Origin of the sequence: Anabaena sp. FACHB-83 (assembly GCF_014697485.1) — a bacterium.
In the GTDB taxonomy this organism is placed as follows: domain Bacteria; phylum Cyanobacteriota; class Cyanobacteriia; order Cyanobacteriales; family Nostocaceae; genus Nostoc_B.
This window is the reverse complement of record NZ_JACJRY010000002.1, coordinates 166,434-179,976: the sequence shown is the minus strand read 5'-3', so window position 1 is coordinate 179,976 and position 13,543 is coordinate 166,434. Positions and strand designations below refer to the sequence as shown.

The 13,543-nt window shown below is 44.1% G+C and carries 10 protein-coding genes; 4 read left to right on the top strand and 6 right to left on the bottom strand.

The annotated features are described in order from the left end of the window. Positions 1 to 38: 38 nt before the first annotated feature. Entirely contained in the window at positions 39 to 395 is a 357-nt protein-coding gene (locus H6G79_RS02970; protein WP_190592154.1) for a Rieske (2Fe-2S) protein, read from the bottom strand. A 151-nt stretch (positions 396 to 546) separates the two neighbouring features. On the opposite strand from H6G79_RS02970, the gene H6G79_RS02965 reads away from it, so the two are divergent. Next, positions 547 to 807 carry a hypothetical protein gene (locus tag H6G79_RS02965; protein WP_190592155.1) on the top strand — a complete coding sequence of 87 codons (261 nt, stop codon included), beginning with the start codon at positions 547 to 549 and terminating at the stop codon, positions 805 to 807. Between the two features lie 285 nt (positions 808 to 1,092). Here the strand turns inward: H6G79_RS02965 and H6G79_RS02960 are convergent, their stop codons facing one another. Continuing rightward, entirely contained in the window at positions 1,093 to 2,211 is a 1,119-nt protein-coding gene (locus H6G79_RS02960) for a ferrochelatase (RefSeq protein ID WP_190592156.1), read from the bottom strand. Positions 2,212 to 2,549: 338 nt separating this feature from the next. Between H6G79_RS02960 and H6G79_RS02955 the strand changes: the two genes are divergently transcribed. Next, on the top strand, positions 2,550 to 3,092 hold the full coding sequence (locus H6G79_RS02955; protein ID WP_190592157.1) for a hypothetical protein: 543 nt from the start codon (positions 2,550 to 2,552) through the stop codon (positions 3,090 to 3,092). Between the two features lie 134 nt (positions 3,093 to 3,226). Then, positions 3,227 to 4,489 (top strand): MFS transporter, encoded by a 1,263-nt coding sequence (locus H6G79_RS02950; RefSeq protein ID WP_190592158.1) that lies wholly within the window; start codon positions 3,227 to 3,229, stop codon positions 4,487 to 4,489. Between the two features lie 390 nt (positions 4,490 to 4,879). Here H6G79_RS02950 and H6G79_RS02945 read toward each other — a convergent pair whose 3' ends face one another. Further along, positions 4,880 to 5,626: a DUF6683 family protein gene (locus H6G79_RS02945; RefSeq protein WP_190592159.1), complete on the bottom strand. Its 747-nt coding sequence runs from the start codon at positions 5,624 to 5,626 to the stop codon at positions 4,880 to 4,882. 586 nt (positions 5,627 to 6,212) lie between these two features. On the opposite strand from H6G79_RS02945, the gene ilvB reads away from it, so the two are divergent. Next, positions 6,213 to 8,108, top strand: a complete 1,896-nt coding sequence (gene ilvB, locus H6G79_RS02940; protein WP_190592160.1) for a biosynthetic-type acetolactate synthase large subunit — start codon at positions 6,213 to 6,215, stop codon at positions 8,106 to 8,108. 240 nt (positions 8,109 to 8,348) lie between these two features. Here ilvB and H6G79_RS02935 read toward each other — a convergent pair whose 3' ends face one another. From H6G79_RS02935 to lepA, 3 genes are all read right to left on the bottom strand, one after another. Further along, a complete protein-coding gene (locus H6G79_RS02935; RefSeq protein ID WP_190592161.1) occupies positions 8,349 to 9,386 on the bottom strand; it encodes a cyanophycinase in 1,038 nt (345 codons plus the stop codon). 163 nt (positions 9,387 to 9,549) lie between these two features. Further along, positions 9,550 to 10,737 (bottom strand): glycosyltransferase family 4 protein, encoded by a 1,188-nt coding sequence (locus tag H6G79_RS02930; protein WP_190592162.1) that lies wholly within the window; start codon positions 10,735 to 10,737, stop codon positions 9,550 to 9,552. A gap of 720 nt (positions 10,738 to 11,457) precedes the next feature. Continuing rightward, a complete protein-coding gene (gene lepA / locus H6G79_RS02925) occupies positions 11,458 to 13,269 on the bottom strand; it encodes a translation elongation factor 4 (protein WP_190592163.1) in 1,812 nt (603 codons plus the stop codon). Positions 13,270 to 13,543: the final 274 nt, after the last annotated feature.

Below are 13,543 nucleotides of genomic sequence, written 5' to 3'. Positions count from 1 at the left end.
AATCTCAAGTTAAGTTGAATTCAGTCCTTCTACTTAATTTAACTTTCAGGCACATCAATCAAAATACTGCCTTCTTCCACACGTATTGGAAAAACTGGCAGTGTTTTTTGTTGTGAAACTAACGACAATACCTTACCAACTCCTGGCGGCCAGGGACACCAATTATTCACCTCGCCAGTACCTAAATCAAAAGCACTGCGGTGAAACGGGCAAACAATCGCGCCGTCTTCAATTTTGCCATTCTTCAGAGGTAATTTTAAATGTGGGCAAGTATTTTCTACTGCATATAATTTATTCTCATGATTCAGCAAGAGAATTTTGCGCTTACCGACATTCACAACTTCTCTCGCACCTGGGGCAAGTGCATTAGCCGCCAGAACTTTAGTCCAGCCCATTGAGTTCTCCTTCATTAATGGATCTGTTCTCAGTTTCCCGCAATTGTGACCCTAGTGTGTATTGTTGCCTCCTGACTGCTTCCATAACAGGCGGTATAACATAGAGTAGACAAGATACTCACTTTAAATTACTTTACAAAGGTCGGAAAAAATGGGTCGCATAAATCCCTACACCCTGCAAATGCAAATTACCCGGATGTTTGACCAAGGACAATCATTTTTCGCTACAACCAAAGTCCAGGAATGGTTAAAAGAACGCAATCAAAATCCCCTAGACTACGATATTATTTTCCACCAAAAACCCGCGCCTCCTGGCTCTAAAGAAGTCATGGTGGTAGAAATTGAACTCCGACGCAAAGATGGACAGCCTGTAGATGCTTGGTTGCAAGAACAAGCCAACCTTCATGCGTAAGTCTTGAAAGTGCTGAGTGCTGAGTGCTGAGTAGTAACCCAGTTCCTCGCAAATGCTTGGTGGACTCCTATAAAATTTAAGATTTTGGATTTTAAATTATCCGTAAGAAGGGTGGACAAAACTTTGCCCACCCTTCTTGCTATCGAAATGATTAATTCTGACTTCTGACTTCTAATACCAAATTGAAGAATGATTGCGACAAATGAATTGCTCAAAAGCTTACCAGTAAAGCCTGTCTCAATCCAAAATCTAAAATCTAAAATCCAAAATGGTATAACTTCTTCATCAATGATGATGATGATGGTGATGATGTTCAGTTAAGTGAGGATTCACTGTCACAGCTTGTTCTGACAGCAAATCGGCAATATGAGAATTTGCCCATTCTGCCGCCATTGCCAAAAATTCTGGATTGTCGTTCACACAAGCCATCTGCACATAATCCACACCAGAATGCTGCTTTTCTAAAGCATGAATAATGTGGTGGACATCTAATAAAGTTTCATGGTTTTCCGTAGCAAAACCAATGGGCATAAATACTATGACTTTTGCCCCTAATTGAATCAGGTTTTTAGCAGCTTGTTCAGCGTTCGGCTGTGTCCATTCAATTAAAGGTGTATCGTGATTCAACCAACCCACAGATATTAAAGGATAGCGGTTAATCAACTTATCTCGGACTAAATCATACAGTGCTTGGCTTTCGGTGATCCCAGAGGTGAAACCTTTGGCTTTGTGGGGACAACCGTGATTCATTAATACAATCCCGATTTGGGAAGGTAAGTAATTTGCGGCTAAATCAGCATCGATTTTTTCTTCCACCAGATGCGCCATCAAATCGATGTATGCTGGTTCGTTGTAAAAAGACGGAATGTAACGCTGTCCTTTCACCCAGTGTTCTTCTCCGGCTGCGATTTCGGCTAAAGCGTTATTTACTTGCTCGATCGCAATTCCACTGGTAAAAATCGAATCAACAACCAACAGGGGGTAAATTAACAGCTTATCAAATCCTTGGCTTTGGATTTCTGCTAAAACTTGCTTGGGTAAGAAAGGCGCACAAAAGTTAAATGCTTTGAATACTTGAACGCGATCGCCCCACTTCGCCTGTAAATTCTGTTCAATGCCGGCTCGTTGCTGCTCAAATATGGCGTTGTGTGGCGAAATAAAATCATGGTGTGTATGACCCCATTCATGGCGGTCAAATAAAGCCAAAAGCCTTGCTAGAGGCGGATAAATCCAAGTTGGAACGGGTGCAAACTTCGCTGTCAGTAAATTTAAAGCCTGTTCATTATAATTGGCAAAATCTTCGTAGCTTTCGACTTCACCATAGCCCATCAATAATACAGCTACACGGTCTTGACCAGGTAGATGCTCATGGGTGTGTTGCAATTTTTCTGGGGTAGCAACCACAATACATTCCTCAATATAAATTCAGAGTCAAGAGCTAGGTAATAACTCTCGTGTATTTTTCTGAATCATAAATCATTATCCCTTCCGGGGGGATAGGATAACCAGAAAATTAACAACAATACTTCAAAAGACATACTTAGAATTAATCCTAGATACTGAGTATGACAAAATAATTACCGAGTATCCTCAAGAAAAATTTAACTAATTCGTTCTATTTATGCAAGATTTTTAAGTGTTTTTTATATCTTTTTGTTTAAATAGAAATACTTAATCTAATTCTGGATGAATGAACAAAAACACTAGAACGAGCAACTGTAACTTGTGAGCATAAAAGATAAATGATGATCATCCTTTGCCCAGGAATTCATGAACCCGAACTCACGGAAAACTTTATTTCAGGCTGGTTAAGCCAAAAAAGAGATAAAATTATGGTGTTTCCGGGGCAAGGTGTTTTAGCATTATCAGCCCCACATATTTTGCAATTTTTAGGCGATCGCTGCAAAAATCGTCAAAATTCACCTATTGTATTTATTAGCTTCAGTGCGGGAGTCGCGGGAGCGATCGCCGCCGCCTGGAACTGGCAAATCTTGGGAGGACAAGTCAAAGCGTTTATTGCTATAGATGGATGGGGTGTACCTTTATGGGGGAATTTTCCTATTCATCGCCTCAGCCACGATTATTTTACACATTGGAGTTCTTTGTTACTCGGTAGTGGGCATAATAATTTTTACGCAGAACCAACCGTTGACCATTTATCTATGTGGCGATCGCCCCAAAATGTTCAAGGTTGGTGGGTAGACTCTTCTTATGAAGATTTTCCCCAACAAATGCGCTTGACTGCTGCTGAGTTTTTGCATTTGTTGCTAAAACGCTATGAATAAAAATAGTCCGGAAAACAGCGTCAGTAAACAGGAGTGAGAAATAGGAAGCAGCCAGGGAGCAACTCTACTCCCCACTCCCTACTCCCTACTCCCCCAGCTGTTCTATCTACCCTAGTCGTTATCACTAAGAACCGATGTTTCCAACTGAACCTGCTGCTGTCAATCATGGGTTTAGCGCACTGCTAAAAAACCGTGGCTTCATGCTTCTGTGGATTGGACAACTCATTTCCCAGTTGGCAGATAAAGTCTTTTTCGTATTGATGATTGCCTTACTGGAATTTTATCCAGCCCCACCAGGATTAGCCGAGAACTCGATGTACTCAACCTTAATGGTGGCATTTACCATCCCCGCCATTTTATTCGGTTCTGCGGGCGGTATATTTGTCGATCGGTTGCCAAAAAAGTTGATTATGGTAGGCTCCGATATTGTGCGTGGGCTATTGACACTGTGTCTGCCCTTTTTACCAAGAGAATTTTTTATTTTATTAATTCTCACCTTTTGCATCTCTACAGTAACGCAGTTTTTTGCCCCCGCAGAACAAGCAGCCATCCCTTTGTTAGTGCGTCGAGAAAATTTAATGGCAGCCAACGCCCTGTTTAGCAGCACCATGATGGGCGCGTTGATAGTAGGTTTCGCCATTGGAGAACCCATATTAAGTTGGGCTAAAACCCTAATGGGAGAAGAATACGGTCAAGAAATTATCGTTGGCGGACTGTACATTTTATCGGGTGTGATGATGCAGCCGATTCAGTTTAAAGAACATAAACCCCATCGAGAACATCGAGTATCTGCAAACCCTTGGGCGGAATTTAGAGAAAGTGTGCGCTATCTCAAGAAAAACCGCTTAGTATTAAACGCAATGCTGCAATTAACCACCTTATATTGTGTGTTTGCAGCTTTAACAGTCCTGACAATTCGATTAGCAGAAGAGTTTGGTTTAAAAGAAAAACAGTTTGGCTTTTTCTTAGCAGCAGCTGGAGTCGGAATGCTCATCGGGGCAGGAATTTTAGGTCACTGGGGGGATAAATTACACCACAAACCCTTGCCTTTGATGGGATTTTTAGCAATGGCACTCGTTTTGGGAGTTTTTACATTTACCCATAACTTATTGCTGGCATTAGGGCTGTGTACATTGTTAGGTATAGGTGCGGCCTTGATTGGCGTACCCATGCAAACTTTAATTCAGCAGCAAACACCGCCAACCATGCACGGTAAAGTATTTGGCTTTCAAAACCATGCCGTAAATATTGCTTTATCTGTACCTTTAGCCATCACTGGGCCATTAACAGATGCCCTTGGGTTGCGTGTGGTATTAGTGACAATGAGCGTTGTAGTTGCTGCCGTTGGTGTTTGGGCATGGCAAAACACCCGCCGAGTATTACAGGATGTGATTTAAAAAGCTTGATAACTCATCGTTAGCGCAATTTGAGGATGAGTTTGGTGAACACATAGCAGAAGGCACTCCGGCAAAGCCGGAGAAGTCAAAAGTAAAAAACCAAAAGTCAAAAGTATTCTTCATTTTTGCCTTTTTACTTTTGCCTTTTGACTTACCGCTACGCGGTTGAGGCAGAAGGCAGGAGGAAAAGTCTTACTATTCCTGGCATTTAAACTTTCAAATTGTCCTAACATATCTGACTACGGCTATAGATGAAATAAGGGAGAGTATCAAAGCAGGCGATAACATTCTCGCCAAGAAATCGTAGAGTCTGCCTAAGTCATAAGGGAATAGCTCGTGCCTCAAGAAAAAAATAAGGGGTGTGCTGGAACACATTCCCCTGATTTGCTTTTAGCGCAGTTCCAAGCCCGTCGCCGTGAACCGTAACCGCTCTGGGCGTACTCCCAAAGCAGTCTCTAGGGCTACCCCGGCAACCTCGCGGTAGGTATTGAGCAATTCTTGGTCGTTCTGCTCAATTGCTACTGTGTAGCCTGCCAAAGGTAGGGTCGCCATCAGCACGAAGGTTTCATAGAGTTTTTGGCGCTCTTGGCTGTTCAGTGCTTTAAAGGTCGTCGATGAACCGAAGGCCGCATCGCTATTTGCTTGGAGATTCATCAGCGCGGCTTCGGTGGGTTCTTCGCCGTAGTGTACCATGTAGCAAACTCCCACCAAGTAAGTGAAGGCCATCGCCACATTGTTGGGGCGGCCTAAACGGCGGGCTTCTTGCTCGAAAGCTTTGAAGCCCTCGGAGAAGGCTTTGGTTGACTCGCGTACTACGGCGGGGTCACTGCTCAAGCTGCGGGCGAACTGCGTCAGCAACAATCGCTGCGGGACGGGTCGAAAAGTGGTTTTTGGGGCAGTTTGGGCTTGGGTGCGGGCGGTGGTTTGGGCGCTCCGGTTGCTGTTGTTGCTCCGATTGATGCTGTTGAGCCTTCTCTGAGCTTCACGCACCAGCGCAGCATTTTGCTGAACGCTGAGATAGGCGTTCATGTTGCTGAAGCTGAGACTACTGGGTGCGCCAAATTGGGCCATAGTTGGTTTACCAGAGACACCAACGACGATGGCGGTAGTGAGGATGACCTTGATGTATGGGTTCATGGGTTTTCCTGTATGGGTCTTGGGATTTACACAGTTGAAAACTTGAGCATTACAGTGCCATTTTTCACACTTACAATTAAAATGTTACACCCTACACAACTTACCAAAAACGATCGCCTACGGTGGGCAGATGCCCTCCCGCCTTCTGCTATGATTTCAGCAAACTTATACCATTTTGGATTTTAGATTTTGCGAAAAGTTGCGTGGGCGGGTTCCCCGACTTGAGCAAACTTTTCAAGACAGATTTTGGATTGGGTAAGGGTTAATTGGTAAGCTTTTGAGCCATCCATTTGTCGCAATCATTTTTTAATTTGGTATTATCTATCCTGCATTGCGCGAACGGTGAGTGATAATCATGCTGAATTGTCTATGATTAAAAATAGTCAGCTTTGCTGATTAAAACCAGCGCAGCTTTGTTATTTCATATTTTTAAGATATTCAGCACAAACAGATAAATCTGTTTATCACTTCTATCCTGTGATTGATATTTAAAAAATCGGTAGGCACTAAATCGAACTTTTCCATTAAAATGAAATCTTAACTACAGAATTTCAGCGTTAACTTAGCTATTATTTGAGGTTCGATCGTGACCTTGAGCTTGCCTTCCCCGATTAGTCCCGCAAAAACCGAGAATCAACACCAGTCTGCTGCTCAATCGTCAGTTGTGACACCCAAAAGGGCAACTGGTGGTTTCGCTTTACTAGATAGCCTGCTGCGCCACGGCGTTGAGTATATATTCGGTTATCCTGGTGGGGCAATCCTGCCGATTTATGATGATTTATACAAAGTAGAATCCACTGGTGCGCTAAAGCACATCCTGGTAAGGCATGAACAAGGCGCAGCCCACGCCGCAGACGGCTATGCCCGCGCCACTGGTAAGGTAGGAGTTTGCTTTGGTACTTCTGGCCCAGGGGCGACAAACTTGGTAACAGGCATTGCTACAGCCTACATGGATTCAATTCCAATGGTGATCGTCACGGGACAAGTACCCCGGAAAATGATCGGTACAGATGCGTTCCAAGAAACCGATATTTACGGCATTACTTTACCCATAGTCAAGCACTCTTATGTGGTGCGTGACCCTAAAGATATGGCCAGAATCGTGGCTGAAGCATTCCACATTGCCAGCACTGGCAGGCCAGGGCCAGTTTTAATTGATGTCCCCAAAGATGTCGCCTTTGAAGAATTTGATTATGAGCCTGTAGAACCAGGTACAGTCAAATTACCGGGCTATCGCCCCACCGTTAAGGGAAACCCGCGCCAAATCAATGCGGCAATTAAGTTACTGAAAGAAAGCCGTCGTCCATTGTTGTATGTTGGTGGTGGTGCGATCGCATCTAACGCCCATGAAGAAGTTAAACAGTTAGCTGAGTTATTCAATATTCCTGTCACTACCACATTGATGGGAATTGGGGCATTTGATGAACATCATCCTCTGTCTGTGGGGATGTTGGGAATGCACGGCACAGCCTACGCTAACTTTGCTGTGAGTGATTGTGATTTGCTGATTTGCGTGGGTGCGAGATTTGATGACCGCGTAACAGGAAAATTAGATGAATTTGCTTCCCGCGCTAAGGTCATTCACATCGACATCGACCCAGCAGAAGTCGGGAAAAACCGCATTCCCGAAGTACCCATTGTTGGTGATGTCCGCAATGTACTGCTTGATTTGTTGCGGCGCTGCAAGCAATCTGGGGTTAAACCCACACCCAACCAAAACCAAGAATGGTTGAATTTAATTAACCGTTGGCGGGAAGAATACCCCTTGGTAGTTCCCCAACACCCCGACAGCATCTCTCCCCAAGAAGCCATTGTCGAAGTTAGTCACCAAGCACCCCACGCCTTCTATACCACAGATGTGGGTCAGCATCAAATGTGGGCGGCGCAGTTCCTCAAGAATGGGCCACGCCGTTGGATTTCCAGCGCGGGTTTAGGAACGATGGGTTTTGGCTTACCTGCGGCTATTGGTGCGAAAGTCGCCTTCCCCAACGAAGAAGTGATTTGTATCAGTGGTGATGCGAGTTTCCAAATGTGTTTACAAGAATTGGGAACAGCAGCACAATATGGAATTAATGTCAAGACTGTAATCGTCAACAATGGTTGGCAGGGAATGGTGCGCCAGTGGCAACAAGCCTTCCACGGCGAACGTTACTCTTGTTCCAACATGGAAGTCGGGATGCCAGATATTGAGTTGTTAGCGAAAGCTTACGGTATCAAAGGCATTGTAGTTAAAGAACGGGAGCAATTAAAAGATGCGATCGCCGAAATGTTGGCACATAACGGCCCTGTCATCTTAAATGTTCACGTCACCAGAGACGAAAACTGCTATCCAATGGTAGCCCCTGGTAAGAGCAACGCTCAAATGGTCGGTTTACCCAAGCAACCACCAACCAGTTCTGTAGAACCTGTTTGTTGTAGTCACTGCGGTAGCATGAATGCACCGAACCATAACTTCTGTGCTGAGTGTGGGACGAAGTTGTAAGTTAAATAACTTGGGGTGTAGGGGTGTAAGGGTGTAAGGGTGTAAGGAAAGCAGAAGGCAGGAAGAAGGTATTCCTGGTGAAAAAATTTCACAGTCATAGATGAAAGATATCCTTCCCCTACACCCCCATACCCTTAAACCCCTACACCCTCTTTCAAGTCAATTAGAAAGGTTCTCAGACCCTCTACAAAGTACTTCTTTCTCTCACACCCCCTTACACCCTCACACCCACACACCCACTCAATAGGGATCTGAATTAAACCTCCCTCGCTTCACACTTCTAAAGTAATAACCCCGATTTGGTGGGTTTCTCAGGTCGAATGTATCGCCACTGGGAACCCGCCAAATTTTATAGTCATGGTAAGTCAGTGGTGTTCGGGGTTTACATATCTCCGGCGGGTGGTCGCCCAAGACAAAGTAGGCGGCGTTTCTCCCCATCACCTTGGCTAGACCATATTTATCGATGACAAGGGATGTCTCCTCACTAATAGCTATTCCTAAAACGCGGTTAGCTTTGCCATCCTGAATTTGTCGTGCAATAAAAGCCATAATGCGACCCATACGTTTGCGGCTATCAAAGTGGGTATCGATGATGGTTCCGCGCAAATGACCCCATTGAAAAAAATCGTATGTAAAGGTGATATTTCGATAAGGGTCTTCGAGTATTTCTCTGGTTTCTATGCTGTCTTCGCAAGCACAAGAATCGTAGATATACTCACTGTGAATCATTGCACCTGCACTCGTCCCGCCAATTGCACCGCCTCTGGCGTAGACTTCTCGCACAGCGTTTTCTAGTTTGGTGTTTTTCCAACTGCGGATATATTGACATTGGTCTCCCCCAGCAAAGAAAACTACGCCAGCTTTTCTAACTTTGGTGACGATATCTTCGCGGTTGGCATCATTGCGGTTACTGATGATGAGTGTTTTGACTGAGTTCACACCTCTCATACCGTAAATCAGGTGATTGTAATCTTCACTGCCATAGGCGCGGAGAACTACCACATCAACTTTATTGGCGCTGCTACTAGTATCTCCACGAACTTGGTCAATCATCCATTGAATAGCCTTCTCAACATCAGGGCCACCGCCGCCTAAATTTAGTACGGGGCCAGCTAGACGAGGAAGGTGGGAAAGGGGCGGAACAACATCAACAGTGTTGTCAATGAAGTGGCGTTTCAGGTATGCTGTAAGACGGGTTATTAAACTGGCACCCATCCTTAACAACACAGTTCCCAAATTCTTCCAGAACTTTGCTATATCTGGGAATGCCTTCGTCATACTAACTTTATAGAGCAAACTGCATTTACTGTTTACTCTCGCATCAGAAGGCTTGAAATTCCCAGCGTACAGGTCTTGTAATGTTTTTTAACGTCAAATAGTCCAGAGTAATCATTTTTTCTCTGGTTTAGGGGCAGTATGCTCAGTTTTACGCTGTGTTTAATTACCAGATAACTTGCGATCGCTCTTGCACCACTCGCTGATAAACTGACTCTGTTTGCTGGGCTAGTTTTGACCAGCTAAAGCGGCGTTCTAAATCTTCGTAAGCGTTATCTACCAGCCATTGCCGATATCCGGGGTTTTTCAAAACCTCCAAAATTCCCCATGCTAAGGAATCAGGATCATTTACCCCAGTGACGATACCTGTTTTGGTATGCTGAACAACTTCCGGGAAACCACCCGTGTCAGAAACTACTACGGGTACGCGCGATGCAAAGCTTTCTAAAGCCACAATCCCAAAGGGTTCATAAAAACTAGGGAATACAGCACAGTCGGCAATGGTTTGAAATTTATCTAAGTATTCATCAGATAAGAAACCAGTAAAGTAGCATTTCTCCCAAATACCTAAATCTGTGGCTTGGCGTTTAAGATGATCGGTATTACCGCCACCAATAATCACAAATTTGACGTAACCACCCATCTCTGCAAGAACTTTGGGTGCAGCATTTAATAATACTGGTACACCTTTTTCATAAGTCATCCGCCCGACATAGTAAACAATTTTTTCACCATCTGCGGCAAATTGGCGGCGAAAATCTTGCGCGTGAAAATCTTGGTGATGCTGTTTTTTCTCTGGACGGATACCGTTATAAATCACATCGATTTTATCCCAAGGGCTGCTGAGGGCGCGTTCTACCTCTCGGCGCATATAGTCCGTACAAACGATAACGCGCCAAGCATCGAAAGCAAGTAAGTTTTCTTTGCCGTGAATATAGCGTTGAATATCGTTATGAATGCCGTTATAGCGTCCATGTTCTGTGGCGTGAATTGTTGCAATTAAAGGGATTTTAAAAGTATGCTTGAGGGCGATCGCAGCATCACCCACTAACCAATCATGGGCATGGATAATATCAAACGGCCCTTCCTCCAAAATTAACTTACCACCGTGATGACCCATGCTTTGGTTAAGATTGACAATCCAGTGAAAAAAGTCATTACTATGTCCCACTGGTACCCGATGCACATTTATGCCTTCCACTACCTCATACATCGGTGCTTGACCAAATTCCACTGTAATTAAGTGAATTTCATGTCCTAACTTAGCTATTTCTGGATACAACTCAGCTACGTGTCTCGCAATACCGCCGACTATTCTTGGTGGAAATTCCCAACTTAATACAAGTATTTTCATGTACTAAAATCTCCAAATTTTTATAAATTTCTCAAAAAACTAGCTGTATCTCAAAAATACAAGGAGAAGAAATCTATTGAGTCGGTATGTTTACCAAAGTTTTCTAATTTTTTAATAATTTTAGGGATAGATCACAGGTTATCAAGGTTGAGCAAATTAGCAAATACCTTATGAAACTTACTAGATTAATTGATAAATGTTCCTGTGGGGATGAAGTATCTTACCCCTTTGTTGAGTTTTATGTAAGGTGTAAGGGTTTAGGGGTGTAATACCAATTCACAGAATTACTGATACAAATCACTTCCTCTGCTTCCGGTCACCGAGCGACTTGTAGCAAGTGTTCGCGCAGCGTCTCCATCAGGAGAAGTCGAGGCGCTGCTTGCCGATATGTATCATTTTTAAAGTGAAATGGTATAAGGGTTTGAAACACTTAAACAACCCAACCAATACACCTTGATACCCTAAACTAAGTTCTTCTTAATTTCCAGACTTAAGTAAAAACCATCAGGACATAAATAAAGGAATGTCAAGAGAATCTTCCCTTAGACATTCCTGTAGTTGCTGTATGCAGTTAATAACAGTCTTGATTTAATAGGACTTATGCAGTGAGACGAAAAATCAACGTTGTGGGGGAGGGTGAAGGTATTCAAACTTCTTACACCCTCAAGCCCTCACACCTTGCACCCATTCTTAACAGACAACCTTTGTGCGTAGTCCTGTTTAATTTTGATCTAACCGTAAAACAGCCATAAAAGCTTCTTGGGGTACATCTACTGTACCTACAGCCTTCATCCGCTTTTTACCTTTGGCTTGCTTCTGCAAAAGTTTCTTTTTCCGGCTGATGTCACCGCCGTAACACTTGGCGAGTACATCTTTGCGTAAGGCAGGGATATGTTCACTGGCGATGACTTTGCTACCAATGGCGGCTTGAATTGGCACTTTAAATTGATGGCGGGGAATTAATTCTTTGAGTTTCTCAGCCATTGACCGCCCGACGTTATAAGCTTTATCGCGGTGGACAATCATTGCCAAAGAATCCACGGGGTCGCCGTTAATCATGATATCTAGCTTTACCAGGGGATTTTCGCGGTAGCCAATGATATGGTATTCCATACTGGCATAACCGCGCGATCGCGATTTCATTTGGTCAAAAAAGTCGGTGACAACTTCCGCCAAGGGTATTTCATAAGTTAAGGTGGTACGCCCTTGGGTGAGATATTTCATGTCTTTGAAAATACCACGGCGATTTTGTGACAACTCCATCAATGTGCCGACAAAACCTTCCGGTGTAATCATTTCTACCTGTACATAGGGTTCTTCGATTTTCTCGCGATCGTTGGGAGCAGGCAAATGGCTAGGATTATCAATATATAATTCCTCGCCCTTAATAGTAGTGACTTTATAAACCACTGAAGGCGCAGTAATAATTAAATCCAAGTCATACTCGCGTTCTAGCCGTTCCTGCACGATTTCCATGTGCAGCAAGCCTAAGAACCCACACCGGAAACCAAAACCCATCGCGCTCGAAGTTTCTGGTTCATAGTGCAGCGCCGCATCATTGAGTCTGAGCTTTTCTAAAGCTTCCCGCAAGTCTTCAAATTGGTCAGCATCGATGGGAAACATCCCACAAAAGACCATTGGATTAGCTTCGGTGTACCCTGGTAAGGGGTCTACGGCTTTGGCATTAGACAAGGTAATGGTATCGCCTACCCGCGCATCGGCTACGGCTTTAATGGCGGCGGCTAAATAACCTACTTCCCCGGCGTGGAGTTCATCAACTTGCTTTTGGGTGGGAGACAATACACCCAACTCGTCGATTTCGTATTCCTTGCCGGATGCCATTAGATAAACGCGATCGCCTTTTTTCACGCGCCCATCCATCACCCGGAAGTAGACAATTACCCCCCGATAGGGATCGTAATAGCTATCAAAAATTAACGCCCGTAAACGTTCATTAACTCTATCAGGTGCGGGTGGAACCCGTTCCACAATCGTCTCTAAAATCTCATTAATGCCAATTCCTTCTTTGGCTGAGGCGAGAATTGCCCCACTGCAATCAAGACCAATAATTTCTTCAATTTCGCTAATTACCCGGTCTGGTTCGGCACCAGGAAGGTCGATTTTGTTGAGAACGGGAATAATTTCCAAGTTATGCTCTAACGCCAAGTAGACATTCGCCAGAGTTTGCGCTTCCACACCTTGAGACGCATCTACAACCAATAGCGCCCCTTCACAAGCCGCCAAACTGCGCGACACCTCATAAGAAAAGTCTACGTGTCCGGGAGTGTCAATTAAATTTAATACATACTGCTGACCATCTTTAGCAGTGTAATTCATCCGGGCAGCTTGCAGCTTAATGGTAATGCCGCGCTCCCGTTCTAAATCCATATTGTCGAGAAACTGCTCCTTCATCTGTCGTTCATCAACAGTGCCGGTAGCTTGCAACAGGCGATCGGCCAGGGTTGATTTCCCGTGATCAATGTGAGCAATAATACAGAAATTGCGAATGCGAACTGCCGGAACGTCAGTCATATACTATCTTTGCTGAAGCAGCAACCAAGGTTATAAAGAGCGATTTACTTAATGTATTTTAATGCTTTCTTTGCCAAGACGCTGCTATTTAGGAGAGGGAGTGGGGAATGGGGAGTAGGGAGTTGGGGAGCAGGGGGGCGAGGGAGACAAGGGGGACAAGGTAGATAAGTCTGTAACATGGCGAATGACAATAACTAATGACCAATGACAAATGACTATTGACCCTTAAGTATTTTGCAAATCTATATAAAGTCTCTATAATTAAGTCTATTTT